Raw genomic sequence first — 26,280 nt, 5'->3', positions numbered from 1 at the left:
GTCCGGCTACCGGTGCCAGGAGCGCTGGAGCGCGTCCTGGAGGCGGCGCCTGGGCGGGGGAGGCACGTCGCCGTAGTCCGACGGAGGCAGCTCGGGCCGCGCGGCCGGCACCAGCACCGCCGTCTCCTCCTCGTCGGCCGGCCGCTCCACCTCGGTGTAGCCGCCCTCGGTCCCGCGCACGATCACTCCGGTCTCCACGCCGTGCTCGACCGTCCGCCGGTCGCGGGCCTGCAGCCCCAGGCAGATCCGCCGCGTCACGACGAACCCCAGCACCGGCCCCACCACGACCAGGACCCGGAAGATCCACGTCGTCGCGTACAGCGAGATGTGGAAGGTCGTGGCGATCACGTCGTTGCCGCCGGCCGCCCACAGCACCCCGTAGTACACGACCCCGGCCACCCCGAGCCCGGCCCGCACCGGCACGTCGCGCGGCCGGTCGAGCAGGTGGTGCACGGCCCGGTCGCGCGTCACCCATCGCTCCAGGAACGGGTACGCCGCCAGCCCGGTGAACAGCAGCCCCGGCGCCACCAGCGCCGGGATCACCACGCTCATGCTCACCGTCTGGCCGAGCACCGTGAACTCCCACGGCGGCATGATCCGCAGCATGCCCTCCATGAAGCCCATGTACCAGTCGGGCTGGGAGCCCGCGCTGACGTGACCCGGCACGTACGGCCCGTACAGCCAGATCGGGTTGATCTGGAACACGGTGGCCAGCAGCGCTATCACCCCGGTCACCCACAGGAAGAAGACCGTGGTCTTGGCCAGGAACGTCGGGAAGAACGGAGCCCCGCGCACCACCCGCTCGTTCAGCCCGCCGGCCCGGAACTGCGTGTGGGTCTGCCGCCAGGTCAGCACCACGGCGTGCAGCGGGATGAGCAGGAGCAGGATGCCGGGGATGAGCAGCACGTGGATGCTGTAGAGCCGGGGGATGACGTCCTGCCCGGGGAACTCGCCGCCGAACAGGAACATCGCCACGTACGTGCCCACCAGCGGGATCGAGATCGTGATGCCGTGCAGGATCCGCAGCCCCGCCCCGGACAGCAGGTCGTCCGGCAGCGAGTAGCCGAACAGCCCGTTGAACATCACCAGCACGAACAGCAGCACGCCGATCAGCCAGTTCAGGTCGCGCGGCTTGCGGAAGGCGCCGGTGAAGAAGTTGCGCAGGGCGTGCACCACGATGGCGGCCAGGAAGATCAGCGTCGCCCAGTGGTGCATCTGCCGCATGAGCAGGCCGCCGCGCACCTCGAAGGTGATCTCCAGCGACGAGGCGTACGCCTCGCTCATCATGACGCCGCGCAGCGGCACGTACGCCCCGTCGTAGACGACCTCCCGCATGCTCGGCTTGAAGAAGAGCGTGAGGAAGACGCCTGTCAGAAGGATCACCACGAAGGCGTACAGGGCGATCTCCCCCAGCAGGAACGTCCAGTGGTCGGGAAAGATCTTCCGCATCGCCTTCTTCACCCACCCGGCGCCGCCGACCCGGTCGTCCAGCGCTCTGGCCAGTGAGCTGCCCTGCATAGCCACCCCGCATACGGCTCGGTTGTCTCGTCAGAACCAAGACGTCGCAGGGCGGCAAAATGTGACATTCACCTCCCGGCGGATTCCGGCAGCGGGTCGGCGAGGACCGCCCTCTCCTCCTCCGTCAGCGGTCGCTCGACCTCCGTGTACTCGCCGCCGGGCCCGCGCACGATCAGGCCGGTCTCCACGCCGTGCTCGATCAGGCGCCGGTCGCGGGCCTGCAACGCCAGGCAGAGCCGCCGGGTGCCCTCGAACGCCAGCACCGGCCCGAGCAGCAGCGCCATCCGGAAGACCCACGTCGTCGCGTACAACGAGACGTGGAAGTTGGCGGCGATGACGTCGTTGCCGCCGGCCGTCCAGAGCACCCCGTAGTAGACGATCCCCGCGACCCCGATGCCCGTCCGCCTCGGCATGTCGCGCGGGCGGTCGAGCAGGTTGTGCACGGCCCGGTCGCGGGTGATCCACCGCTCCGCGAACGGGTACAGCGCCAGCCCGGCGAACAGCAGGCCCGGCGCCACCAGCGCGGGGATGAGCACGCTCATCGTCACGGTGTGGCCGAACGCGGTGAACTCCCATGGCGGCATCAGCCGCAGCGCGCCTTCCAGGAACCCCATGTACCAGTCGGGCTGGGAGCCGGCGCTGACCGTGCTGGGCACGTACGGCCCGTACAGCCAGATCGGGTTGATCTGGAAGAAGGTGGCCAGCAGCGCCACCACCCCCGCCACCCACAGCAGGTAGGCCGCCGTCTTCGCGATGAACGCGGGGAAGAACGGCGCCCCGCTCACCTGGTGGTTGCGCACTCCCTTCTCCCGGAACTGCGTGTGCGTCTGCCGCCAGGTCAGCACCACCGCGTGCAGCGGGATGAGCAGGAGCAGCAGGCCCGGGATCAGCAGCACGTGCAGGCTGTAGAGCCGGGGGATGATGTCCTGTCCGGGGAACTCCCCGCCGAACAGGAACATCGCCAGGTACGTCCCCACCAGCGGCACCGAGACCAGCACCCCGTGCAGGATCCGCAGCCCGGCCCCGGACAGCAGGTCGTCGGGCAGCGAGTAGCCGAACAGGCCGTTCAGCATGACCAGGCCGAACAGGGCCACGCCGATCAGCCAGTTCAGCTCGCGCGGCTTGCGGAAGGAGCCGGTGAAGAAGTTGCGCAGCAGGTGCACCACGATCCCGCCGAGGAAGATCAGCGTGGACCAGTGGTGCATCTGCCGCATCAGCAGGCCGCCGCGCACGTCGAAGCTGATCTCCAGGGACGACGCGTACGCCTCGCTCATGGTGACGCCGCGCAGCGGCACGTAGGCGCCGTCGTAGACGACCTCCTTCATGCCGGGCTTGAAGAAGAACGTCAGGAAGACGCCGGTGACCAGCACGACCACGAACGCGTACAGGGCGATCTCGCCCAGCAGGAACGACCAGTGGTTGTTGAAGGCCTTGCGCATCGCCCGGTCCAGGAACCGGGCGCCGCCGACCCGCTCGTCCAGCGCCCTGATCAGTGAGCTCGCCTTCATCGTCACCCCGCACCTGGCTCGGTTGCCTCGTCGTAGGAGGGACCGGGCAGGGGCGGTGAGTCGTGACACTCACCGGCGGGCGGCCGTCAGGCGAAGCGCTCCACGGTGACGGGGATGGGGCCCTGCTCGCGTACGGCCTGCCGGTGGTGGTGCAGCAGCGCCCCGAGCGCCGTGATCGGGCCGGAGCCCAGCCGCGCGGTCACGTCCACGCACCAGGCGATGCCCGCGCCGATCCGGCGCAGCTCCCAGGTGAAGCCGTGACCGCCGGCCCTGGCGGAGGCCGTGCCGACCACGCGCGAGTCGCCGGTGGGCTCCAGGCGCAGCGCCGTGCTCGCGTTCGCCAGCCCGGTCTCGCCCAGCTCCCCGGCGAACAGGATGCGGTAGCGGCGCGCCTTGGCGGAGCCGTTGCCCAGGTTGAGCGGGGACGTGGTGGGCAGGGAGCGGCGCTCCTGGAAGAGCGTGCGCAGCCCCGCCTCCTCCGGCAGCCCGCCGCCGCCGAGCAGCTTGAAGGCGCGTACGGCCTCCTGCCTGCTCACCGGCATGACCCGCGAGCGCAGCGCGGTGTCGGCGCGGATGGCCCTGCTCAGCTCGGCCGAGGCGGACCAGGCCCCTATCTCCGCCACCCACTCGGCGCCGTCTATGCCGGCCGCCGTGTAGTCGTCGCACAGGACGAACTCCTCCACCAGGAGCCCTGCGGGCGATCGATCGCCCGCCGTCGCGGAGATCAGGTAGTAGTCCACCGGCCCATGATTGTGGTCGGCGGAACGCCAGATCAAGATCATCGCAACGCGCCGCGCCGTCGTGTTCGCATGGGTTCGGTCAATACGGGAAGGAGTCCGCCGGATCCCCGACAACCGGACTACTGTGAATGATTGCCTATATGTCAGGCGCGGGAGGCATCAGTGATGCGGAACGGCCGGACCAACCAGACACTCCTCGCCATCTGTGCGGCGGCGCTGGCCGTGACCGCCGGATGCACCGCCCAGGGCGGTGGCGGCGGCGGCGCGGCGCCGGGTGAGCCGTCGCAGGAGCAGGGCCCCGTGGCCAAGCTGTCGATCACGCCCGCCGACGGCACGAAGAAGGTCGCCCCCGACACCGGCGTCAGCGTCCAGGTCACCGGCGGCCAGGTCACGAAGGTGGCCGTCGCCGACGCCAAGGGCCGCGCCGTCAAGGGCGCCGTGGGCGCCGACGGGCAGTGGCGGCCCCAGTGGCCGTTGAGGCCGTCCACCGCGTACACGGTCAGCGCCGAGGCCAAGGGCACGGACGGCAAGCAGGTGACGGGCACCTCCACGTTCACCACGCTCAAGCCCGGGCGTGTGCTGGAGAGCGGCATGTCGCCGCTGGACGGCGAGAAGGTCGGCGTCGGCATGCCCGTCCAGCTCCTGCTCTCCCAGCCGATCACCTCACGGCAGGCCAGGGCCGCGATCGAGCGGTCGCTGGTGGTGCGCATGTCGCAGCCGGTCGAGGGCGCGTGGAGCTGGGTGAGCGACCGCGAGGTCCAGTTCAGGCCGCGCGAGTACTGGCCCGTGGGGGAGCGGGTCACTGTCGTGGCGCACCTGGCGGGCCTGCGCGCGGGATCGGGGCTGTGGGGCACGAAGGACCGCAGCCTGTCCTTCACCGTCGGTCCCGAGCACATCACCAAGGTCAGCGCCGAGAACCACCAGGCGGTCGTACGCGAGAACGGCGAGGTCGTCAAGACCATCCCGGTCAGCCTGGGCAAGCCCGGCGACGACAGCTACTCGGGCATCATGATCGCCCAGGAGAAGGCCCCCGACATCGTCATGGACTCCGCCACCATCGGCGAGCCCGGCGAGTACCGCATCCGGACCAAGTGGAACGTGCGCATGACCTACAGCGGCACCTTCTTCCACGCCGCCCCCTGGTCGACCGGCGCGCAGGGCAGCTCCAACGTCAGCCACGGCTGCGTCAACGCCAGCCCGGCCGACGCGAAGTGGTTCTACGAGTTCACCCAGCGCGGGGACATCATCGAGGTCACCGGCACGTCGAGGAAGCTGCGGTTCGGCAACGGGCCGACGCCGTGGGCCAAGTCGTGGGAGGACTGGCTGGCCGGGAGCGCGCTCGGCAAGCCCGTGAACGGGTGACGGTCACGGGCAGGCCGGGCGGCGCCGCACGTCGCCGGGCGCGTACCCGGCCCACTCCTCGGGGAGGAGGTCGCCCTCGCTCGCCCAGGCCGCGTCCCGGCGGACGAGCTCGCAGGCCGCGCCGACGAGGTCGGAGGGCGGCTGCACCCTCCACAACCGCACGCCCGGAGCCGCACCCCTGCCTCGGTGCCGACTGCCAGGGCCTGCCCGTCGGCGCTGAGCCCCAGCGCCAGCGGTGTGAGCGGCAGCTCGGCCCGCAGCGCTGAGCCGGACGCCGTCCTCACCGGGGACGGCGGCGACGAGCGTGCCGTCCCCGTCGAACCTCATCGCCGGCACCCGCCCGCCGGGACGGTGGGTGGGGTTCGTCGGGCATCGCCAGGCCGCCGAGATGGCCGGCGGGGTCGATGGGCATGAGGGTCAGCGGGAGCTGGATCATTTTGTCCGGATATTCATCGCTGATTTCCAGCACTTCGGCGGCGTCGAATCCGAATTCCCGATATTTCATGGCTATGCCCTGATCGACCACGTTCTTGGCGACCGCCAGAATGACGAGGACGTGGCGCAGATCGAGGAACGGCTTGACCGACTCCAGGAGATCGAACGGTCTCGTGCGGCCGGCAGCGGTCGAGGTCGTCGATGAAGATCACCGGGCGGGCGCCGTCGGCGGCGGCGCGGCCGGCCTCGCCCTGCAGCGTGCGCCGCAGGCCGCGCAGCTCGCTGTGCACCCTGCCGCGCTGCTCGGCGTACTGCTGGGAGAGCTCCTGGAGCCCGTCGAGCGTGACCGCGCCGCCGGAGACCCGCTTGAGCAGGGTGGCGGAGCGGCAGGAGCAGGCGGAGGTGAACGGGGTCTCGGTGGCCTCGTCGGTGATGACGTGGACGAGCGGATCGGCGTAGCGGCCGAAGCCCGGCTCGTCTCCGCCGAGCCCGTGCCGGCGCATCGGACAGGACGGGGAATCCTTTGTCCACGAATGCTCCTTTTGCGGCCCGGGCGATTTACCATGGGGGAAACAGGAGTGCCGTCCCGTTCAATTGAGCATATAAACCGGGTCCGTTGGAGGGGCGAATTCGGGGAAAGCTTTGTGCTCGCCGGATGGGTGCATGGGCGGCGCTGCCGGACACAGGGGAAGGTGACGTGATAACGGGTGCCTGCTGAAGGAGCCTGGCGGGGGCTGCACCGGCTCCCGGCCATCGCCCTGTGGCTGCTGGTGTGGGTGCTGAACGCCTACGAGTTCCTGCTGGCCATCTAGGACGCGGTGCCGGGTACCACGAGGCCCGACTCGTACGCGAAGACCACGAGCTGGGCCCGGTCGCGCACGCCCAGCTTGATCATCGACCTGCTCACGTGGGTCTTGGCCGTGGCCGCGCTGATCACCAGGTGCTCGGCGATCTCCTCGTTCGACAGGCCCCTGGCGACCAGGGCGACGATCTCGCGCTCGCGGCCCGTCAGCCGCTCCTGCCCGGGGACGGGCGCCGGGCGCGGCGGGGTGCTGACGTACTCCTCGATCAGGCGGCGCGTCACCGAGGGCGACAGCAGCGCGTCGCCGCGCGCCGCCACCCTGACCGACTGCAGCAGGTCGCCCGGCTCGATGTCCTTGAGCAGGAAGCCGCTGGCGCCGGCCCGCAGCGCGGCGAAGACGTACTCGTCGAGGGCGTAGTTGGTGAGGATCACCACGCGCACGCCGTTCAGCTCGGGGTCGGCGCCGATCCTGCGGGTGGCCTGGATGCCGTCGAGCAGCGGCATGCGCACGTCGAGCAGCGCCACGTCGGGCAGCAGCCGCCTGGCCAGCTCCACGGCCCGCGCGCCGTCGCCCGCCTCGCCCACGACGGTGATGTCGTCGGTGAGCTCCAGCAGGGCCTTGAAACCCGCGCGGATCAGCGGCTGGTCGTCGGCCAGCAGCACCCTGACGGGCTGTGACGTCATGCGGCCGCTCCGGCCGGGAGCTCGGCGCGCACCGTGAAGCCGCCGCGCTCGCCGGGGCCCGCCGTGAGGGAACCGCCGACGGCGACCGCGCGCTCGCGCATCCCGATCAACCCCATCCCCGGCCCGGGCGTGCCCGGCTCGCCGTCGTTCTCCACCCGCAGCACGACCTTCGAGCGATCGTATTCGACGGCCACCGTGACCGCCGCCGCGCCCGCGTGCCGCAGCACGTTGGTGAGCGCCTCCTGGGCGATCCGGTACGCGGCCCGGTCCGTCTCGGGCGGCAGCGCGTACGGCTCGCCCGAGACCGTGTGCGCCACCCGCAGGCCCGCCCCCTCCGCCCTGGACACCAGGCGCGGCAGCCCGGACAGCCCCGCCTCGGCCCCCTCCGTCTCGCCCTGCCGCAGCACGCCCAGCGTGGCGCGCAGCTCGTCCATCGCCTCGTGCCCCGACTCCTTGATCGCGGCCAGCGCCTCCCTGACCCGCTCGGGCTTCCTGTCCAGCAGCTCCACGGCCAGCGCCGCCTGCACGTTGACCACGGAGATGCTGTGGGTGAGCGAGTCGTGCAGCTCCTGGGCGATCCACAACCGCTCCTCGCCGGCCCGCCGCAGGGCGGCCTCCTCCCGGGTGCGCTCGGCCTCCAGCGCCCGCTGCTCGACCGCCTCGGCGTGCCGCGTCATGGCCTCGGCCCGCTGCGCCTCGGCCCGCGCCCGCTGCGCCTCCGCCTCAGCCCGCTGCTCCACCTCGCGCAGGTACGCGCGCCGGCTCCTGGTCACCTCGCCGACGACCACCATGGCCACCAGCCAGCCGCTCAGCAACGTCATCCAGTTGCCCGCCGCCGGGTCGTCGGACGACAGTGCCATCAGCCCGTACACCGGCACGGCCAGCCCGATCGCCAGCCAGATCGCGTCCGCGCGCCGGCCCAGCACCGCCAGGGTGTAGATCGCGGCCAGCGCCGGCGCGGCGGCGAACACGCCCGGGTAGTGGGCGGCGTAGTACACGACGCCGCAGGCCGCCGCGACGATCCCGGCGGCCAGCGGGGCGGTGCGCCGGTAGGCCAGCGACAGGGCCGCGATCGTGATCAGCGCCAGCCCGGCGGGGTCGAGCGGCCGCTCGTACGGGCCCGTCCACGACAGGTTCGCGTACGTGGCCGGCACGATCGTCACCAGGCTGCCCAGCGCGATGAGCGCGTCCGTTCTGCGGCTGTCCATGCCCATAAGTTAGCGATCGTCCTTGGGGGAGTCGTCATCCCCGGGGCGTACGTTCCCGGTGCCGGGCACGCCGCGTACGCCCCCGGGAGTACGGCGCGGTGCCGTCCGGCGTGGGATGTGGCCGGCCGGCCCGCCGAAGGAGCATTCCTGGCATGACCTCCTCGAACTCCACACCGGCGCCGCGCGGCTGGATCGTCTGGTCGCTGCGGGTGACGGCGACGGCGCACCTGGCGGGCGTGCTCGCGCAGGCGGCCCTGGCCGGGCTGTTCGTCACCGGCGACGTCGACCTGCTGACCTGGCACCGTAACAACGGCGGCGTCACCCACAGCATGCTCTACCTGCAGCTCCTGGCGGCCGTCCTGCTGTGGCGGCCCGGCAGGGGGGCGTGGTGGCCGGCGGCGGCCGGCGCGGCGCTGGTGGCGCTGGAGACGGTGCAGGTGGTGCTGGGCCAGCACCGGATCATCGCGGGGCACTTCCCGCTCGGGATGGCGATCTTCGGCCTGTCGGCCGTCTTCACGGCCTGGACGTGGCTGGGTCTGCGCCGGGCGGGTGCGGCATGAGGGTCTCCAGGAGGGCGTTCCTCGGCGTGCTGGGCGGGGCCGGCCTGGCCGTGGCCGGGTGCGGCGGCGGGCGCGAGAGCGCGGGCGAGTTCCTGGCCGGCAGGGTGCGGCTGCCCGAGCCGTTCACCGTGCCGTTGCCGATCCCCGAGGTGGCCCGGCCGGTGAGCCCCGGCCGGTACGAGGTGACGCAGCGGGTGGCGGCCGTCGAGATCCTGCCCGGGCTGCGCACCGAGGTGTGGGGGTACGGCGGCACCTTCCCCGGGCCCACGTTCGAGCTGCGGCGCGGCGCGCCCGCCGTGATCGGCGTGCGCAACGAGCTGCCCGTGCCCACCTCCACCCACCTGCACGGCGGCGTCACCCCGCCCGAGTCGGACGGCTACCCGACCGACCTCGTCGTGCCCGCCGGCTACTCCTCCCCGCACGCCCACCCCGGCGAGGTGCGCCACCAGGTCGTCAGGGACTACCGCTACCCGGTGGAGCAGCGGGCCGCCACGCTCTGGTACCACGACCACCGGATGGACTTCACCGCGCCGCAGGTGTGGCGCGGGCTGGCCGGGATGGCGCTGGTCCGGGACGAGGAGGAGGACGCGCTGCCGCTGCCCAGGGGCGAGCGGGAGCTGCCGCTGATGATCTGCGACAGGGCGTTCGAGGAGGACGGCTCCATCCGTTACCCGCACGCCGCACACCACGCGCCCGGGCACAGCGGCGGCGGGCACGGCGGCGGTGGGCACGGCGGCGGTGGGCACGGGCCGGCCGACGACACCCACGCCCTCGACGCCGACTACATGGAAGGCGTGGAGGGCGACGTGATCCTGGTCAACGGCGCGCCCTGGCCGGTGGCCGAGGTGACGGCCACGCGGCACCGGCTGCGCCTGGTGAACGCCTCCAACGCCCGCAGGTACCGGCTCCGGCTCTCTCCCGGCGGCCGGTTCACCCAGATCGGCAGCGACTCCGGCCTGCTGGCCGCGCCGATCGTGCACGACGCGATCACCATGGCTCCCGGCGAGCGGTACGACGTCGTCGTGGATTTCTCCGCCTACCCGCCCGGCAGCGAGATCACCCTGCTCAACACCCTGGCCGACGGCCCGGCGGGGAAGGTCATGCGCTTCGTCGTCACCCGCAGAGCGCCCGACGACACCGCCGTGCCTGCCACCCTGTCCCGCCCGCCCCGGCGGCCACGCCCCGTCGCCACCCGCACGTTCGACTTCCGCAGGACGAACGATGCCTGGACCATCAACGGCCACCGCTACAGGCCCGGCGCGCCGCTGGCCCGCCCGCGCCTCGGCACCGCCGAGATCTGGCGGCTGACCAGCGACTTCCACCACCCCGTGCACGTGCACCTGGCCCACTTCCAGGTGCTGGCCAGGAACGGCAGGCCGCCCGCCGCCACGGACGCCGGCTGGAAGGACACCGTGGACGTGCGCCCGTACGAGGTCGTGGACGTGCTGGCCCGCTTCGACGGCCACCGGGGCCGCTACATGCTCCACTGCCACAACCTCGAACACGAGGACATGGCGATGATGGCCGATTTCGAGGTCGTCTGAGCCCTCCCGCTCGCCCCGGCGAACTACTAAATTGATCCCATAGGGGACATTCATCGGATGACAAGTGCCCCCTCGTCTGATGGAGCTAGGAGCAGGCATGCAGATCGTACGGTTCACCAGCCCTCTGACCAGTGCCGACGCGGTCGGTGTCGACGACGGTGAGCAGGTGGTGGAGCTGGCGGGGATCACCAGCGTGGGGGAGCTGCTCCGCCTGTCCTCCGATGAGCTGCGGGAACGCTGCGCGTCCGCGGACGGGACCCGGCACCCGTCCGGCTCCGTGACGCTGCTGCCTCCGGTGGACGGGCGCATGGAGGTGTGGGCGGCCGGCGTGACGTACCGGCGCTCGCGGGAGGCGCGGGTGCTGGAGAGCGAGCGGGCCGCCGACGTGTACGAGCTGGTGTACGACGCCGAGCGGCCCGAGCTGTTCTTCAAGTCGGTGGCGTGGAAGGTGGCCGGGCACGGCGGGCGCATCGCCGTCCGCGAGGACTCCGAGATCGACGTGCCCGAGCCGGAGCTCGGCCTGGTGCTGAACGCGTCCGGGGAGATCGTCGGCTACACGGTCGTGGACGACGTCAGCTCGCGCACGATCGAGGGCGTCAACCCGCTCTACCTGCCGCAGGCCAAGATCTACCTGGGCGGTTGCGCGGTCGGGCCGGCCATCAGGCCCGCGTGGGAGGTCGCCGACCCGTACGCGCTGGACATCTCGCTCGCCATCGCCAGGGCGGGGCGGACCGTGTGGGAGGGCAAGGCCAGCACCTCGCAGCTCAACCGGCGGCTGGACGACCTGGCCGGCTACCTCTACCGCGCCGACGTCTTCCCCGACGGCGCCGTGCTGGCCACCGGCACGTGCCTGGTGCCTGACCTGCCGTTCACGCTGAACGACGGCGACACGGTCACCATCGGCATCGGCGAGATCGGCACGCTGTCGACCACGGTGGTCAGGGGCGTGCCCACCGCGACCTGAGATGAATCCGCCGCCGTTGATATAACCGGCGTATGAATCTCCAGCAGCTCCGCTACGCCGTGGCGCTGGCCGAGGAGCTCAACTTCGGCCGGGCCGCGCTGCGTGAGGGTGTCCGCCAGCCGCCGTTCAGCCAGCAGATCGGCAAGCTGGAGGAGGAGCTCGGCGTGCGCCTGTTCGAGCGCACGACCAGGCAGGTGCGCCTCACCGCGGCGGGCGAGGCGTTCGTCGCGCAGGCGCGCAACAGCCTGGCGCACGCCGAGCTGGCGGCCGAGGCGGCCAGGCGGGCGGGCAGGGGCGAGGCGGGGCGGCTGGCGATCGGCTTCGTCGGGTCGGCCACGAACCTCACGCTGCCGCGCGTGCTGCGCCGCTTCCGCGCCCGCTACCCGGGCGTCCAGGTCGAGCTGCGCGAGCTGACCACCGCGCAGCAGGCGGAGGAGCTGCGGCAGGGCCTGCTCGACGTGGGGCTCCTGCACGCGCCGCTGGCCGGGCCCGCCGCCGAGGTGCTGTCCACCCGTACGGTGGCGCGGGAGCTGCTGCTGGCCGCCCTGCCCAGCGGGCACCCCCTCGCCACCCGCGCGCCGCTCCCGGCGTCGGCGCTGGCGGGGGAGCCGTTCGTGATGTTCCCCCGGCGGTACGGGAGCGCGTTGTACGACCAGATCACGGCCGTGGCCAGGGCGGCCGGGTTCGAGCCCGCGATCGTGCAGGAGGCCGTGCAGATGCAGACGATCGTGGGGCTGGTGGCGGCGGGGATCGGGGTGTCGATCGTGCCGGAGTCGGTGGCCCGGTTGCGGCGTGGTGACGTGGTGTTCCGGCCGCTGTCACCGGCGACCAGGGTCGTCACGCTGGACGTCACCTGGCGCACCGGCGACCCCAACCCGGTCGTCCGCAACTTCCGCGACCTCTTCCCCACCCCCTGACAACCCCGCCCCGCGCCTCGCGCCCTGCGTCGCGTGCCCCGCGTCCGGCGTCTCGGGCATCGTGCCGCCTCCTGCTCCCTCGCACCATGCCCCGCCGCGCAGCGGATGCGGCTGCGGCGGGGCGCTGGTCGCGGTCACCAGGGGGACGGGGCCGGGGGCGGGACGACCGGTGGGCGGTCGTCGCAGGTGATGGTGTTGGGCAGGAGCCACGGAGCCAGCCAGCCGCCGTCGTTCCCGCCGCCGTCCGCGAGCGAGAACTCCGAGCCCGTCGCGGGAAAGCCGAACGAGCCGCAGTTGTTGACGCCGACCGCCCCCACGTTCCGGGCGTCGACGTTCTCGAACGTGGCCGAGCCCTTCACCCGCGCGCTGACCACCGACGTGCCGGTGCCGTCCACCCGGATGTCCTTGAAGCGCACGCCGTCGATCGCGTACAGGTCCTTCACCGACCACTCGCTGACCAGCATGATCGCGTTGTAGGTGTTGTCGAGGAAGTCGTTGCCGGTCACCCGGATGTCGGCGGAGATGTCCCGCTCCAGCGCGTAGAACCAGATGGCGCCCAGCCCGATGTTCCAGTTCAGCTCGTACGTCCCCGACCGCACGGTGGTGTTGCCGGTGATGTCCAGCCGCCCCGCGAACGGTTCGGCGCCGAAGCGGGAGCCGACCTGGAGCGCGCTGCCCTCCCTGATCGGGTCGGCGACGAGGTTGCCGGAGATCGTGTTGTCGGTGCCGCCGTAGACGGCGATGCCGTTGGCCAGCACGGGCGTCTGCACGGTGTTGTGGTCGATCGTGTTGCCCGTGTTGGCGCTCTTCTCCGACCACATGGCCAGGGCGTCGTCGCCGGTGTTGCGGATGAAGTTGTTCGCCACGAGGGAGCCGGAGACGCCGGTGTGGAAGTTGATGGCGTCGGCGATCTGGTCGACGATGATGTTGTTCGTGATCCGCAGGTTCGTCATCGGGCCGTCGAACCACATGCCGACCTTGGTGTGCCGGATGTGCAGGCCGTCGACGGTCGAGTCGCTCATCGCGCCGCCGACGCCGTTGACCTGGTCGGTGTCGACGCGTTCGCGTACGTCGCCCTCGATCGCGAAGTCCGACAGGTGCACGTCGCGGCTGCCGCCCTCCGAGGCGGGCCTGCCGTAGAAGCCGACGCCCGTGTGCACGGAGCCGTCCGGGGCGGGGCTCGGCAGGGCGACCTCGCGGCCCTTGACGATCGTGTACCAGTTGCCCGCGCCGGTGATCGTCACGTCGTCCACGATGATGTGCCGGTTCACCTGGTACGTCCCCGGCGGCAGGTACACCTTCAGCCGCTTGCGCTTGGCGTGGGCGATGGCCTTGTCGATGGCCCCGGCGGAGTCGCGCCGCCCGGTCGGGTCCGCGCCGAACGCCAGCACGTTGGCCGCCCGCGGCTCGACCTTCGGCGGGCCGACGAGCTCGGAGTCGAGCAGGTCGATGACCGTCCACCCGGCCCTGCTGCCCGCCGGGACCGTCAGCCGCACGCGGTCGCCCGCCCGGTACGTGCGGCCCAGGAGCAGGCGCTGCTCGTCGTAGAAGTGGTTCGGCCGGAACGGCTTGGCGATCACCGGCGGGGGAGTGGTCGCGCTGGGCACGCACGCGCACTCGGTGATCCACCAGTCGGGGTGCAGCAGACCGGCGCCGGGGTCGTTGGAGAACGGGTACTGGTTGTACAGCCAGGTGTACTGCGACGTCAGCGTCATGGTGGTGCGGCGCCCGCCGTTGACGGTGACGTCGAGCGGCGCGGTGATGCCGCCTCCGCCGGGCGCGTCGGGGATGCTGTAGCGCACGGTGATCGCGTTCGCCCTGGCGGGCAGGGTGAACTCGACGTGCTGCCCCGGCGTCAGCCGCACCGCTCTGCGCCCCGACGCCTCGGCGGGCAGCGTGTACGCGGTGCGGTCAGGCCCGATGATCGTGCCGGACGTCACGGCGTTCTCCGCCTCCTGCTCGGCGAAGGCCACGGTGGCTCCCCGGCCCGCGACCAGGGCCGGATCGAGGGCCGCCCGGGTCACGACGGGCGCGGCGGAGCCGGCCGAGGCCGGCGGGGCGGGCGTTGCCAGGAGGCCGCAGGCCACGGCGGCGGCGAGGAGCGCCGCGGTGAGGGCGGAGCGGGGCATGCGTGCTCGATTCTCTCGGGGGGTGAGGCGAATCTAGGCTCAACGCACGCCGCTCCACAAGGCCCTGTGAACTAGTTTCGGTGTTACCTCAAATTCTTGCGTTATAAGCGCAAGAGGCTTGCGTCCTTTGCGGCGACGAGTGACAGCGGCAGCCCGCCGCACGGATGCACGCCGAAGCCCGCCTCGCCGCGGAACGCCGACCCGCCGATCCACTTGGCGGTGTTGGACGCCACGATCCGCCCCGCCGCGCTGATCACGAACGCGGGCACCGGCACCTCCCGCAGCGCCGGCACGACCGCCTCCTCGAACCGCCGCACGAACACGTCGGCCGCCGCCACCCCGACGAACGCGCCCCCCGCCGTCACCGGCACCGACAGCGTGAGGCTGTACTCGTCGGTGCACAGGTAGTCCACGTACGGGCCGCAGATCGTCCGCTCGGCCCCCTCGCTCGGCCCCGTGTACCACTCCCAGTGCGTGTAGTCGTAGAACGCGCTGCTGGCCGGGTCGAGGTTGCGCAGGAGCTGCACCGGCGGGCCCGAGGAGTCGTCCTGCCACCACTCCAGGTACCACGGCGCGTCCGCCAGCAGCCCCGGAGCGGCGATGAACCCGATGCCCGCGACGAGCCCGCCGAGGTGGCGGAAGAGCGCGGGCCGCAGCTCGGCCAGGTCCGCCTTGGCCAGGGGGCTTCGCGTCCGGGCGAGCGCGGCCGTGCGGTCGCGGACCTCGTCCAGGGCGGCGAACACGCCCCGCGCCGTCCCGGCGACGCGGGAGACGGCCCGTTCGACGCGGGCGGCCGTGGTGGTGGGAGTCGAGGGCTGGGGCATCGCGCGCTACCTCCGTGCCTGTGGTCGCGCCCGCCACGGGCGACGGCCGGCGAGCCGCGGCGCGCGGTCAGGCGTCCGCCAGCCGCAACCGCAGCTCGATCAGCCGTTCGATCGCGTCGAGCACATGCTGTTCGGCCAGGTCGCGGGCCTGGCCGGGGTCTCCGCGGCGGATGGCCTCGGCGATGGCGCGATGCTGGGCCGTGGCCTCATCGTGCCCGCCGGGCTCGTCGTACGGAAGCCAGAGCAACGGCCCGATGTCGGCCTGTAACCGGATCTCCTCCTGAGTGAGTCGTGCCGACTGCGACGCCGCCGCCACCTCGATGTGGAACCGCCCGTCGAGGCGGCGCAAGACGGCCCTGGCGTCGGCGCCGAGCCCGGGCCCGGCCCTGCTTTCACGTGAGCCGGCGCGGGCCATGGCGTCCAGCGTGCGCCGCAGCGGCGCCACGTCTCCGGGCAGCGCCCGCAGGGCCGCCAGCCGGGCCGCCGCGCCGGCGATGGCCGCGTAGTGGTCGCCCAGGTCGCGCAGCTCGTCCACGGTGAACGCGCGCAGCCGTGCCCCCAGCTCGGGCGGCTCGCTCGGCGTGCGGACGAAGCTGCCGCCGCCCCGTCCGCGCCGCGTCTCGACCAGCCCCTGCTGCCGCAGCGCCATGAGCGCCTCCCGCAGCGTGACCGTGGAGACCCCGAGCAGCGCGGCCAGCTCGGCCTCGCTGGGCAGCTGCTCCCCGTCGGCCAGCAGCCCGAGCGCGATGGCGTCGGAGAGCCGGCGCACGACCGCGTCCACCCGGCCGGCGCCCCCCACGGGTGCGAACACGGCCAGGTGGGATCCACTCGTCGCCATGCCCCACCTTCCCCAGCGTCAACGACATTGATACAGGAGACGCCCTTGTCGTAAAACCTTTGAAACCATATGTTTTAGGTTATGCCAGGCAGCGAGACAGCCGTCGGCTTACGCGGGCTGCGCAAGGAGTTCGGGCCGGTCACGGCCGTTGACGGGATCGATCTGGAGATCCGCGACGGCGAGTTCTTCGCCATGCTGGGCCCGTCGGGATCGGGCAAGACCACGGTGCTGCGCATGATCGCCGGCTTCGAGCCGCCCACCGCCGGCACGGTCGAGCTGGGCGGCAGGGACGTCACCCGGTTGGCCCCCTTCGAGCGCGACGTCAACACCGTCTTCCAGGACTACGCGCTGTTCCCGCACATGGACGTGCTGGCCAACGTCGAGTACGGCCTGCGGGTGAAGAAGATCCCCAAGGCGGAGCGGCGCGAGCGGGCCGTGGCCGCGCTGCGCTCGGTGCGGCTGGAGGGCTTCGAGTCCCGCCGCCCCGCCCAGCTCTCCGGCGGCCAGCGGCAGCGGGTCGCGCTGGCCAGGGCCCTGGTCAACCGTCCCCGCGTGCTGCTGCTCGACGAGCCGCTCGGCGCGCTCGACCTCAAGCTGCGCGAGGAGATGCAGGTCGAGCTGAAGGAGCTGCAGCGCGAGGTCGGCATCACGTTCCTGTTCGTCACGCACGACCAGGAGGAGGCACTGACGATGAGCGACCGGGTGGCGGTCTTCGACCGGGGACGGATCGAGCAGGTCGGCACCCCCGCCGAGGTGTACGAGCGGCCCGCCACCGAGTTCGTGGCCGGCTTCGTGGGCACGTCCAACCTCATCTCCGGCGCCGCCGCCGAGAAGATCCTCGGCCGCGCCGGCACCTACAGCGTGCGCCCCGAGAAGCTGCGCGTCGTGCTCGGCGAGCCAGGCGGAGGGGAGCTCGCCGTGGCCGGCACGACCGGCCCCGGCGAGCACTCCGCCACGGGGACGGTCGCCGAGGTCGTGTACGCGGGCGCCGCCACCCGGTTCGTCGTGGACCTCGACGCCGGCGGGCGGCTGATCGCCCTCCAGCAGAACCTCCAGGTCTCCTCCATGGAGGTGACGGGCCTGAGAGGCGCCCGCGTCCGGCTCGTGTGGCAGCGGCGGCACGAGTTCGCGATCACCTAGCGACCACGAGCGATCACCGAGCGACCACGAGCGATCACCAAGCGATCACCTGGGAGAGAAGGCAATGCGACGGATCGGAACAGCCCTCGCAGCGGCGGCCCTCGCGCTCGCCACCGCCTGCGGTGGCGCCACCCCCACCCCGACGGGCGCGCCCGCCCCCGGCCAGAGCGGCTTCGTCCCGCCCAAGCTGGACGCCCCGCAGGCGCTCGGCTCCGGCGAGGGCCAGGTCAACCTCGTCGCCTGGGCCGGGTACGTCGAGGACGGCACCAACGACCCCAAGGTCGACTGGGTCACCCCGTTCGAGCAGGAGACCGGCTGCCAGGTGAACACCAAGGTCGCCGGCACCTCCGACGAGATGGTCACGCTCATGCGGACCGGCCAGTACGACGCGGTCTCCGCCTCGGGCGACGCCTCGCTGCGCCTGATCGCGGCCGGCACCGTGGCGCCGGTCAACACCAGCCTGATCCCCAACTACACCGACGTGTTCGACGGCCTGAAGAGCAAGCCGTGGAACTCCGTGAACGGCGTCCCGTACGGGGTCCCGCACGGCCGCGGCGCGAACCTGCTCATGTGGCGCACCGACACGGTCAAGCCCGCCCCCGACTCCTGGAGCGTGGTCTTCGACCCGAACTCGCCGTACAAGGGCAAGGTCACGGCCTACGACTCGCCCATCTACATCGCCGACGCCGCCGTCTACCTGATGGCCACCAGGCCGGACCTCGGCGTCAAGAACCCGTACGCGCTGGACGACAAGCAGTTCCAGGCCGCGGTGGACCTGCTCAAGCAGCAGAAGCAGATCATCGGCGAGTACTGGTCCGACTACACCAAGGAGATCCAGGCGTTCAAGAGCGGCGACTCCGTCGTGGGCACCACCTGGCAGGTCATCGTGAACGTGGCCAAGAGCGAGAAGGCCCCCGTGGAGGCCGTGCTGCCCAAGGAGGGCGCGACCGGCTGGTCCGACACGTGGATGGTGGCCGCCGAGGCCGCGCACCCCAACTGCGCGTACCGGTGGCTCGACTGGATCATCTCGCCCACCGCGAACGCGCAGGTCGCCGAGTACTTCGGCGAGGCCCCGTCGAATGCGAAGTCGTGCGAGGAGACCGCTGATCCCCAGCACTGCGAGACCTTCCACGCCACCGACGAGACGTACTTCTCCAAGGTCCACTACTGGACCACCCCGATCGCCCAGTGCCTCGACGGCCGCACGGACGTCACGTGCAAGGACTACGCCGAGTGGACGCGGGCCTGGACGGAGATCAAGGGTTGACCCGCGTCGCCGCGTTCCTGCACCGCAAGGCGAAGGTACGGCTGGCCCTGCTGCTGTCGGCGCCGCTGGCGTGGCTGGGGCTGGCGTACCTGGGGGCGCTGGCGGCGCTGTTCGTCACCGCGTTCTACTCCGTGGACACCTTCACCGGCGAGCTGATCAGAACCTTCACCTGGGCCAACTTCCAGGACCTGGTCACGGGGGAGGTGTATCGGACGATCGTGCTGCGCTCGGTCGGGGTGGCGCTCGCGGTGACGGCCATCGACCTGGTGGTGGCCTTCCCCATGGCGTTCGCGATGGCCAAGCTGGCCTCGCCGCGCACGCGGCGGTGGCTGGTGATCGCGGTGCTGACGCCGTTGTGGGCGAGCTACCTGGTCAAGGCGTACGCGTGGCGCGTCATGTTGTCGTCCGGCGGGCTGCTGGGGTGGGGTTTCGGGCTGACCGCCACGGTGCTGACGCTGGCCTACCTGTGGCTGCCGTACATGATCCTGCCCATCTACGCGGGGCTGGAGCGGCTGCCGAACTCGATGCTGGAGGCGGCGGGAGACCTCGGCGCCAGGGCCTGGCGGGTGTTCCGCACGATCGTGTGGCCGCTGACCTTCCCGGCCGTGATCGCCGGGTCGATCTTCACGTTCTCGCTGTCGCTCGGCGACTACATCGCCGTCAAGATCGTCGGCGGGCGCGGGCAGCTCATCGGGAACGTCGTCTACGACAACATCGGCGCGGCCAACAACCTGCCCTTCGCCGCCGCCGTGGCCACCGTGCCCGTCGTCGTCATGCTCGGTTACCTCGCGGCCGTGCGCCGCACCGGCGCCCTGGAGAACCTGTGAGACTGTCCCGGCTGACCCGGCTGCTGCTCAGGCTCGCGCTCGCGGCCGGACTGGCCGTGATCTACGTGCCGCTGGCCGTCGTGCTGCTCAACTCCGTCAACGCCGACCGCACCTTCGGCTGGCCGCCGTCCGGGCTGACGCTGCGGTGGTGGGGCGCGGCCTGGGCCTCCTCCGGCGTGCGGGACGCGTTGTGGACCTCGGTGCAGGCCGGGCTCGGGGCGACGGCGATCGCGCTGGTGCTCGGCACGATGGCGGCCTTCGCCGTGCAGCGGTACCGCTTCTTCGGGCGGCAGACCGTGTCGCTGGTGATCATCCTGCCCATCGCGCTGCCGGGCATCGTCACCGGGATCGCGCTGAACAACGCCTTCCGCACGGTGCTGGAGCCGTTCGGGGTGGGGCTCGGGCTGTTCACGGTGGTGGTCGGGCACGCCACGTTCTGCGTGGTGACCGTCCACAACAACGTGCTGGCGCGGCTGCGGCGGACGGGGACGAGCCTGGAGGAGGCGTCGGCCGATCTCGGGGCGGGGCCGGTCACGACGTTCCGGCTGGTGACGTTCCCCATGATGCGGTCGGCGTTGCTGGCGGGCGGGCTGCTGGCGTTCGCGCTGTCGTTCGACGAGATCATCGTGACCACGTTCACGGCGGGGGCGGGGGTGCGGACGCTGCCCATCTGGATCTTCGAGAACCTCTTCCGGCCGAACCAGGCGCCGGTGGTGAACGTGGTGGCCGCCGCGCTCATCGTGGCCTCGGTGGTGCCGATCTACCTCGCCCAGCGGCTCTCGTCCGACGTGGGCGCGCACTGACCCGCCAGGGGCCGGGGCGGCCCCGGCGGGCAGCGGCAAGCAGGCCGGGACCTGCCGGGACGCTTCGCGTCAGGCCGGGTCGGCGACCTGGGAGGCCTGCTCGCGCAGCCGTCCGGCGCGGCGGCGCAGGCTCTCGGCGGTGGCCAGGCAGTCGTCCTCCAGGTCGTCCAGCTCCCTGTGCATCCTGAGGACCTGGGTGACGAACCGCTGCGCGGCCGGGCCGCGCCAGAACGGCTCGCAGTCGCCCGGCCGGGCCGGGATGCCCTCCAGCGCCTCCGGCAGTGCCCTGGCGTAGCGCAGGAAGGTGACGGCGAGCGCCTCCTTGTCGGCGGCCTCGCGGAGCAACTGGTCCTTGGTCGGCATCGTCAGCCGCCGCCGATGCTCCGGACGTTCGCCCACGCCCGCTCCCGCAGCCCGTCGGCGCCGGCGCCCGGCTTGAGCGCCTCGTCCAGCGCGGGGCGCAGGGCGGGGTCGCCGGTGGCCAGCAGGATCCGGGTCTCGCGCGGATGCTCGGCCAGGAACTGCTGGAACGCCAGCGGGTTGGCGGCGTAGGCCACGACGAGGCCGTGCAGGTGCCGGCCCGGCTCAGCCCCGGCGACCAGGTCCTCTCCCTGCGCGGGCCGGTCCGCCACCTCCTGGCCCGGCTCGGGCCCGGCGAGCAGGGTGAGCGCGACCTGGTGGAGGAACGTGCCGGACTGCCCGGCGAGCGACACCAGCGCGCTGAGCACCTGCGGTGGAGCGCTCTCCGCCAGCGCCTGCCACTCGTCCCCGAGCCGCCCCGTGCGCTCCGCGCTGGCGAACGCCCTGGCCAGCAACGCGGCCTGGCCACGCGCCCCTTCCGAGAGCGCGTCACCGCGCGTCCCGCCCGCGCTCTGCGGTGTGGCGGGCGTCGCGTGGTGCTCGTCCGAGGTGGTCAGGACGTGCAGGGTGCGGACGAAGGCGTCCGGCCCGAGCGCCGCCAGCAGCGCCGCCGCGTACGCGGGGTCGCCGGCCTTCCCGGCCGTGGCGGCGACGGCCTGCCCCACCTGGGCCGCGGCCGGAGCGTGGGCGTCGAGGGCGGCGCGGATGGCGGAGGCCGCCTGCCCGGCCTCGTGCCGGGCCTCGGACTCGGCGCCGAACGGGAAGGTCGCCGTGAGCATGCCGCGCTCGCGCACCGGCACGAGCTGCTCGACGGTGTCGATGCGCCACTTCAGATCGTGCTGGGACTCGTGGAGGAACGCCCAGGCGCGGTGCAGCGCCGTGCTGCCCTGGCGGCCGGCCCAGTCCTGGCCCGCCTCGGCGATCGCCGCGTCGAGCCCGGGCCGGGTCCTGCCCAGGAACGCCTTCACCGCCTCCATCCGGCGGATCAGGTCATGCGCACCGCGGGGGTCGATCCCCACCAACTCCCCCATGAACCCTCCCAGAGGTCGCCAGGCGGGAGTCAAGCACACTCGGCGTACCGGAGGGGACACGTTTCGCAGAACGGGAATCGCCCCCGATGGCGTAGAAGCCATCGGGGGCAGGCATCAGTCGCGATAAGTCCGTACGTAGTCGAACTCGGCGACCGCGCCCGACCGGTTCATCGAGATGAGACCGATCTTGAGCTTGTTCTTCGCGGGCAGCGTCCAGACCCCGTTGCGCACCCAGCGCTCGCCGTCCCGGCTGGTGGCCGCGCGCACCTCGTTCTCGTGGCCGGCCGCGTCGTAGTGGTACGACAGCCGCAACCACATGGTCTCCGCCGCGGGCCCGCCGAACATGGGACCGTTGGCCACCGCGATCGGCGGCGTGGTCGTCGGCCGCTCGCCCTCCTTGCCGAACTCGCTCATCTGCAGCACGACCCCGTTGCCCCGCTGCAGCGGCAGCGCGGAATGGGCCATCTTGAAGTAGCGGTCGTCGTTCTCGTACAGCAGCAGCCCGGCCTGCTGGGCGGCGGCCGTCGGCGCGAACCTGAGCTTCGTCTCCACCGTGTAGTCGCCCTCGGGCGCCTCCCGCCACAGCACCGCCGCCGTGTTGCCGGCCAGGTGCAGCTCGGCGTTCTGGGTCGGCCACGACAGCTTCCCGCCCGAGACGGCCGCCCCGGCTGCGGGCCCGCGCACCCACTGCCACCCGGCGCCCACGGCCGTGCCCTCGAACTCGTCGCTGAACTCCGGCAGCAGCTCGCCCGGCTCCGGCTCGGGAAGCCGCTGGGTGACCGGCGTGTGCAGCTCGGCGGCGCCCACGTTGTCGGCGTCCGCCCGGCCGCGGGCCACGACGCCGACCGAGCCGTGCCTGGCGGCGGCGCGCGGCAGCGTGCGCCGCTGCTCCGCCACCGGGTCGCCGAGCTTGTCGGCGGACACCTGCACGCTCAGTTCGGTGCCGCGCAGCTCGGCCACCACGGTGTGCCAGGCGCCGAAGCCGAACCCGGCGGGCAGCGCGGTGACCGACTCGCCGCGGCTCCGGCCGCCGATCACCACGTCGGTGACCAGCGCGTTCCTGGCCCTGTCCAGCCGGGCCACCACATGGTTGCCGCGGTTGACGTAGGCGAGGGCCAGCCCGGCCGTGCCGGAGGCGACCCGCAGGTCGGCCTGGGCCCGCACGTTCGCCGAGGAGGTCCTGCGCGCTGACACGAGGTGGCCGCTGCCCGCCGCGTAGCCGTGGGCGTCCTGGTCGGTCCTCGCCGTCCAGGAGCCGCTCCCGGTGCGCCAGCCGGCCAGGGAGCCCTCGCCGAACGTGCCGCCCACCTCGTACGACGTCACCGGCGCCGGCTGTGCGCCCTCGGACGGCCCGGCCCCGGCGCGGACCACGGGCCAGCCGTCGATCCAGTCCAGCCGGTCGATCAGCAGCGGCCGCTTGCTCAGCGCCGTCAGCCGCCCGCCGCCCACCGGCGGGAAGTCCGGGTCGGCGGTCGAGATGGCGTGGTAGACGAGCCAGTCCTGGCCCGCCAGGTCGGTCTGGAAGCCGCTGTGACCGGGCCCGGCCCACTGGTTGCCGTTGGAGCCGACGACGATGGCGCCCTTGCTGGTCGGCTCCATCAGGTCCACGCCCTCGTCGTCCGTGAACGGGCCGAGCGGGCTGGTGGAGCGGCCCGCCTTGACCTGGTAGCCGCTGAAGGCGCCGTCGCAGCAGCCGGCGTCGGAGTAGAACAGGTAGTAGAAACCGTCGCGTCGGACGACGTACCCGCCCTCCATCCGGCGGCCCCTGGCGATCTGGGTCGCGGTGCCCTCGACGAGCGTGGCGTCGGCGTTCATCCGGGCCACGCAGAGGACGTCGTAGCTGCCCCAGTACATGTAGTGGGCGCCGTCGACGTCGGTGAACTGGGCCTGGTCGATGTGCCCGGTCGGGCAGCTCGCCTGGGTGGCGGCCGGCAGCACGTCACCGTGGTCGGTCCACGGGCCCGTCGGCGTCGGCGCGGTGGCCAGGCCGAGATCGCCGCGGGCCAGCGAGTAGTAGAGGTGGTACCGGCCGCCGACGTACCTGATGTCCGGCGCCCAGAGGCGGGAGTCCCCGTGCCAGGCGGGCCTGGTCTGCGGGGTGAACACCTCGCCGGCGTACTCCCAGGTCACCATGTCCGCCGAGCGCATGATCGGCAGGATGCGCTCGCCGTCCTCGCCCTTGCTGTCGAAGACCGGGTTCTGGGTGCCGTACGCGTACCAGAGGCCGTCCTTGGCGTGGATCATCGTGGGGTCGGGGAAGGTGTCCACGACCCCGGCCGAGACCGGGTTGGAGTAGGCGGGGGCCGCCTGCGCGGCGGCGGGAAGGGGGGTGATCAGTCCCGCCGCCAGAGCGGCGAGGCCGAGGAGTTCGCGTATCAACCAGTGGTCTCTTTCTCGAAAGAGCTCAGCGTGGGGTCGTAGTCCAGCTCGCCGATGTCGTACATCGGCGTCATCCAGTGGTAGAAGTTGTCGCCGCGATCGCGCAGCAGGTCGTACAGCCTGCGCATCAGGCGGCGGCGGACGGGCGCCAGCTCCGGGTGGGTGTACCGGTTGCTCAGCTCATGCGGGTCGGCGTGCAGGTCGTACAGCTCGTTGACCGACTCCGGGTTGACGACCAGCTTGTAGCGGTCGTCGCGGATCATGCGCTGAGGGTAGGGGAAGTGGTGGCCGTGGAACTCCGCGAGCAGCTCGCCCGGCCAATCGAGGTGCTCGCCGCGCACCAGCGGCACCAGGCTGCGGCTGTCCACCGCCGGCTCCGGGTCGCAGCCCGCCAGCTCCAGGATCGTCGCCGTGCAGTCGGTGAGCGTCACGAACTCGTTCCTGACCTGCGGCGGCGCGCCGGGGATCCGGACGAGGCCGCAGATGCGGTAGATGTCCTCGTACATCGCCGGGCCCTTGTCGTGCAGCCGGTGGGCGCCGGTGAACTCGCCGTGGTCGGAGGTGAAGAACACCGACGTCTGATCCGACAGGCCCAGCTCGTCCATGCGGTCGAGGATGCGGCCGATCTGCTGGTCGATCAGCGTGACGTAACCCCAGTAGACCGCGATCAGCTTGCGCGTGACCTCGATCGGGATCGTGTCGAACGTCCAGTGCTCGCTGTAGTTGCGCTGCACAGGCGGCTTGCCCTCGAACGTCTCCGCGATCGACGGCGGCAGCTCGACCAGGCTCGGGTCGTACATGTCGAAGTACTCGTCCGGCAGCAGGTACGGCAGGTGCGGCCCGAAGAAGTGCGTGGCCAGGAAGAACGGCTTGCCCTCCGCCGCGTACCGCTCCAGGTGCTCGATCGCCCGGTCCGCCAGGTAGTGCTCGAACGTGGCCTCCACCGGCTGGTGCAGCCGCGCCGCGAGGAGGTTGCCCTGGTTGCCGTTCGGCGTGGTGCCCCTGATCAGGTCGGAGATCCGGTACGGCGGCAGCCCCCGCTCCTCCAGGTACGCCAGGTAGTCGGGGTGGTCGACCGGGTTGTGCCAGCCGGGCAGGTCGGGCCCGTCGAAGCCGTAGGAGGCGGCGTTGCGGCTGGTGCCGCCATGCCACTTGCCGACCAGCCCGAGGTTGTAGCCGCGCTCCTTCAGCGCCTCGGGGAAGGTGAACGCGTCCTCGCGCAGGTCCTCCAGGTAGCCGACGTTGCGCTCGTAGTTCGCCAGCAGCCGGTGCCTGAACGGGGCCTGCCCGGTGAGGAGGCTGGCCCGCGCGGGCGTGCAGATGGCCGTGGGCGTGTAGAACCGATCGAACCGCGTGCCGGTGGCGGCCAGCCTGTCCAGGTTGGGCGTGGCCACGTGCGGGTTGCCGTAGCAGCCCAGGGTGTCGACGCGGTGCTGGTCGGTCATCAGGAACAGCAGGTTCACTTGGTGAAGGCCTTCGTGTAGAGGTCGCCGGTGTAGTACGCCGCCGGGTCGGCCTTGGACTTGAGCTGGCCCGTGCTGACGAAGAAGTCGCCCAGGCTGTTGAGCCACTTGGCCACGGTGCCGTCCTTGGTCTTGTTGACCAGGTCCTCGGTGGTCATCACCTTGACGTTCGCCGCGTCGGCCTTGACCTTGGCCGCGTCCAGCTTGAGCAGCGACGCCGCCTCCGTGATCGACTCCTCGTAGTGCGCGGCCCGCCAGTCGTTGGCCTCCTGCAGCACCTTGATCACCTTGTTGGTGAGCTCCTCGTTCACCTGCGTGCCGCCCACGAAGGCGGTGGGGAACGAGCTGTCCGGCCACTCCTTGGTGCTGGCCAGCTCGACCATGTCCGGCACCTTCTGCTTGATGTTGTCGATCAGCGGGTACCAGATGCCGGCCCCGTCGATCTGCCCGGCGACGAAGGCCGAGACGACCGTGGCCGGGTCCATGGGCACCTTCTGGATGTCCTTGACCGTCATGCCGGCCTTCTGCAGGGCCAGGTTGAGCACCATGTCGCCGGACGTGCCCTCCGGCACTCCGACCTTCTTGCCCTTGAGGTCCGCGATGGACGTGACGCCCGGGCGGCCGATGACGCGGTCGGCGTAGGCGAGCGTGTTGATCGCGACGACCTTGGCCTTGCCGGTGGCGGGCAGCCACATGGCGCCCGGGCCGATGTAGCCGAAGTCGAGGTCGCCGGCGCCGAGCGCCTGGATCTGGAGCGGGCCGTTCGTGAAGACCTTGATCTCGGGGGTGAGACCCTGCTTCTCCCACAGGCCCTGCTTCTCGGCGATGGCGAGCAGGCTCGCGCCGTTGTAGTCGCTGATGTAGCCGAACCGGACCGTGGAGCCGTCGTCGGAGCAGGCGGTCACGGAGAGTGCGAGCAGGCTCACCGCCGTGGCGGCCGTCAGGGCGCGGCGAAGAGAACGCATGGCGGATCAGTC

General features: G+C 71.9%; 25 protein-coding genes. 11 read left to right on the top strand and 14 right to left on the bottom strand.

Annotated elements, in window-relative coordinates; translation table 11 throughout:
- Positions 1-6 precede the first annotated feature (6 nt).
- The 3 genes from qcrB (HD597_RS37155) to HD597_RS37145 form a co-directional block, all read right to left on the bottom strand.
- Positions 7-1,518 (bottom strand): cytochrome bc1 complex cytochrome b subunit, encoded by a 1,512-nt coding sequence (gene qcrB / locus HD597_RS37155; protein WP_253748451.1) that lies wholly within the window; start codon positions 1,516-1,518, stop codon positions 7-9.
- Positions 1,519-1,586: 68 nt separating this feature from the next.
- Positions 1,587-3,026 carry a cytochrome bc1 complex cytochrome b subunit gene (qcrB, locus tag HD597_RS37150; RefSeq protein ID WP_253748449.1) on the bottom strand — a complete coding sequence of 480 codons (1,440 nt, stop codon included), beginning with the start codon at positions 3,024-3,026 and terminating at the stop codon, positions 1,587-1,589.
- An 86-nt stretch (positions 3,027-3,112) separates the two neighbouring features.
- Positions 3,113-3,808, bottom strand: a complete 696-nt coding sequence (locus HD597_RS37145) for a hypothetical protein (protein ID WP_253748446.1) — start codon at positions 3,806-3,808, stop codon at positions 3,113-3,115.
- 123 nt (positions 3,809-3,931) lie between these two features.
- Here HD597_RS37145 and HD597_RS37140 point away from each other — a divergent pair, with 123 nt between their 5' ends.
- A complete protein-coding gene (locus HD597_RS37140) occupies positions 3,932-5,128 on the top strand; it encodes a L,D-transpeptidase (protein ID WP_253748444.1) in 1,197 nt (398 codons plus the stop codon).
- A gap of 3 nt (positions 5,129-5,131) precedes the next feature.
- Here HD597_RS37140 and HD597_RS37135 read toward each other — a convergent pair whose 3' ends face one another.
- Complete coding sequence (locus tag HD597_RS37135; RefSeq protein WP_253748442.1) at positions 5,132-5,290, bottom strand: hypothetical protein; 159 nt, start codon at positions 5,288-5,290, stop codon at positions 5,132-5,134.
- A 193-nt stretch (positions 5,291-5,483) separates the two neighbouring features.
- On the opposite strand from HD597_RS37135, the gene HD597_RS37130 reads away from it, so the two are divergent.
- Together HD597_RS37130 and HD597_RS37125 are read left to right on the top strand one after the other, a co-directional pair.
- Positions 5,484-5,768 carry a hypothetical protein gene (locus HD597_RS37130; RefSeq protein ID WP_253748440.1) on the top strand — a complete coding sequence of 95 codons (285 nt, stop codon included), beginning with the start codon at positions 5,484-5,486 and terminating at the stop codon, positions 5,766-5,768.
- Entirely contained in the window at positions 5,765-6,022 is a 258-nt protein-coding gene (locus HD597_RS37125; protein ID WP_253748438.1) for a hypothetical protein, read from the top strand. Before HD597_RS37130 ends, HD597_RS37125 begins: the two co-directional genes overlap by 4 nt.
- A 349-nt stretch (positions 6,023-6,371) precedes the next feature.
- Here the strand turns inward: HD597_RS37125 and HD597_RS37120 are convergent, their stop codons facing one another.
- Together HD597_RS37120 and HD597_RS37115 are read right to left on the bottom strand one after the other, a co-directional pair.
- Entirely contained in the window at positions 6,372-7,049 is a 678-nt protein-coding gene (locus HD597_RS37120; RefSeq protein ID WP_253748436.1) for a response regulator, read from the bottom strand.
- On the bottom strand, positions 7,046-8,257 hold the full coding sequence (locus HD597_RS37115) for a sensor histidine kinase (RefSeq protein WP_253748434.1): 1,212 nt from the start codon (positions 8,255-8,257) through the stop codon (positions 7,046-7,048). Before HD597_RS37115 ends, HD597_RS37120 begins: the two co-directional genes overlap by 4 nt.
- Positions 8,258-8,409: 152 nt before the next feature.
- Here HD597_RS37115 and HD597_RS37110 point away from each other — a divergent pair, with 152 nt between their 5' ends.
- The 4 genes from HD597_RS37110 to HD597_RS37095 all read left to right on the top strand — a co-directional run bounded on the left by HD597_RS37110 (position 8,410) and on the right by HD597_RS37095 (position 12,242).
- Positions 8,410-8,817 carry a hypothetical protein gene (locus HD597_RS37110; protein WP_253748433.1) on the top strand — a complete coding sequence of 136 codons (408 nt, stop codon included), beginning with the start codon at positions 8,410-8,412 and terminating at the stop codon, positions 8,815-8,817.
- Positions 8,814-10,361 carry a multicopper oxidase family protein gene (locus HD597_RS37105; RefSeq protein ID WP_253748431.1) on the top strand — a complete coding sequence of 516 codons (1,548 nt, stop codon included), beginning with the start codon at positions 8,814-8,816 and terminating at the stop codon, positions 10,359-10,361. The genes HD597_RS37110 and HD597_RS37105 overlap by 4 nt, the downstream gene beginning before the upstream one ends.
- Before the next feature lie 97 nt (positions 10,362-10,458).
- Entirely contained in the window at positions 10,459-11,325 is an 867-nt protein-coding gene (locus HD597_RS37100; RefSeq protein ID WP_253748429.1) for a fumarylacetoacetate hydrolase family protein, read from the top strand.
- Between the two features lie 32 nt (positions 11,326-11,357).
- Complete coding sequence (locus HD597_RS37095; RefSeq protein ID WP_253748427.1) at positions 11,358-12,242, top strand: LysR family transcriptional regulator; 885 nt, start codon at positions 11,358-11,360, stop codon at positions 12,240-12,242.
- A 134-nt stretch (positions 12,243-12,376) separates the two neighbouring features.
- Here the strand turns inward: HD597_RS37095 and HD597_RS37090 are convergent, their stop codons facing one another.
- The 3 genes from HD597_RS37090 to HD597_RS65030 form a co-directional block, all read right to left on the bottom strand.
- Entirely contained in the window at positions 12,377-14,371 is a 1,995-nt protein-coding gene (locus tag HD597_RS37090) for a glycosyl hydrolase family 28-related protein (RefSeq protein WP_253748425.1), read from the bottom strand.
- A 101-nt stretch (positions 14,372-14,472) separates the two neighbouring features.
- Positions 14,473-15,195, bottom strand: coding sequence for a cache domain-containing protein (locus HD597_RS37085; protein ID WP_253748423.1), 723 nt, complete (start codon positions 15,193-15,195; stop codon positions 14,473-14,475).
- Positions 15,196-15,262: 67 nt separating this feature from the next.
- Positions 15,263-16,033: a FadR/GntR family transcriptional regulator gene (locus tag HD597_RS65030; protein ID WP_276083117.1), complete on the bottom strand. Its 771-nt coding sequence runs from the start codon at positions 16,031-16,033 to the stop codon at positions 15,263-15,265.
- An 81-nt stretch (positions 16,034-16,114) separates the two neighbouring features.
- Here HD597_RS65030 and HD597_RS37070 point away from each other — a divergent pair, with 81 nt between their 5' ends.
- The 4 genes from HD597_RS37070 (at position 16,115) to HD597_RS37055 (ending at position 20,070) form a co-directional block, all read left to right on the top strand.
- Positions 16,115-17,173, top strand: a complete 1,059-nt coding sequence (locus HD597_RS37070; RefSeq protein ID WP_253748421.1) for an ABC transporter ATP-binding protein — start codon at positions 16,115-16,117, stop codon at positions 17,171-17,173.
- A 64-nt stretch (positions 17,174-17,237) separates the two neighbouring features.
- On the top strand, positions 17,238-18,440 hold the full coding sequence (locus HD597_RS37065) for an ABC transporter substrate-binding protein (protein WP_253748407.1): 1,203 nt from the start codon (positions 17,238-17,240) through the stop codon (positions 18,438-18,440).
- Positions 18,437-19,267, top strand: a complete 831-nt coding sequence (locus tag HD597_RS37060; RefSeq protein ID WP_253748405.1) for an ABC transporter permease — start codon at positions 18,437-18,439, stop codon at positions 19,265-19,267. Before HD597_RS37065 ends, HD597_RS37060 begins: the two co-directional genes overlap by 4 nt.
- Entirely contained in the window at positions 19,264-20,070 is an 807-nt protein-coding gene (locus HD597_RS37055) for an ABC transporter permease (RefSeq protein WP_253748403.1), read from the top strand. Before HD597_RS37060 ends, HD597_RS37055 begins: the two co-directional genes overlap by 4 nt.
- 69 nt (positions 20,071-20,139) lie before the next feature.
- On the opposite strand, the gene HD597_RS37050 is transcribed toward HD597_RS37055, so the two are convergent.
- From HD597_RS37050 to HD597_RS37030, 5 genes are all read right to left on the bottom strand, one after another.
- The gene (locus tag HD597_RS37050) at positions 20,140-20,469 is read right to left on the bottom strand and encodes a hypothetical protein (RefSeq protein WP_253748401.1); all 330 of its coding nucleotides are present in this window, start codon (positions 20,467-20,469) and stop codon (positions 20,140-20,142) included.
- Positions 20,436-21,461, bottom strand: a complete 1,026-nt coding sequence (locus HD597_RS37045) for a hypothetical protein (protein WP_253748399.1) — start codon at positions 21,459-21,461, stop codon at positions 20,436-20,438. Before HD597_RS37045 ends, HD597_RS37050 begins: the two co-directional genes overlap by 34 nt.
- 114 nt (positions 21,462-21,575) lie before the next feature.
- Positions 21,576-23,840, bottom strand: a complete 2,265-nt coding sequence (locus HD597_RS37040; protein ID WP_253748397.1) for a family 43 glycosylhydrolase — start codon at positions 23,838-23,840, stop codon at positions 21,576-21,578.
- Positions 23,837-25,303, bottom strand: coding sequence for a sulfatase family protein (locus tag HD597_RS37035; RefSeq protein ID WP_253748395.1), 1,467 nt, complete (start codon positions 25,301-25,303; stop codon positions 23,837-23,839). The genes HD597_RS37040 and HD597_RS37035 overlap by 4 nt, the downstream gene beginning before the upstream one ends.
- Positions 25,300-26,268 carry an aliphatic sulfonate ABC transporter substrate-binding protein gene (locus HD597_RS37030; protein WP_253748393.1) on the bottom strand — a complete coding sequence of 323 codons (969 nt, stop codon included), beginning with the start codon at positions 26,266-26,268 and terminating at the stop codon, positions 25,300-25,302. Before HD597_RS37030 ends, HD597_RS37035 begins: the two co-directional genes overlap by 4 nt.
- Between the last annotated feature and the right edge of the window lie 12 nt (positions 26,269-26,280).

Source organism: Nonomuraea thailandensis, from assembly GCF_024172165.1.
In the GTDB taxonomy this organism is placed as follows: Bacteria; Actinomycetota; Actinomycetes; order Streptosporangiales; family Streptosporangiaceae; genus Nonomuraea; species Nonomuraea thailandensis.
This window is presented reverse-complemented; position numbering and strand designations above follow the sequence as displayed.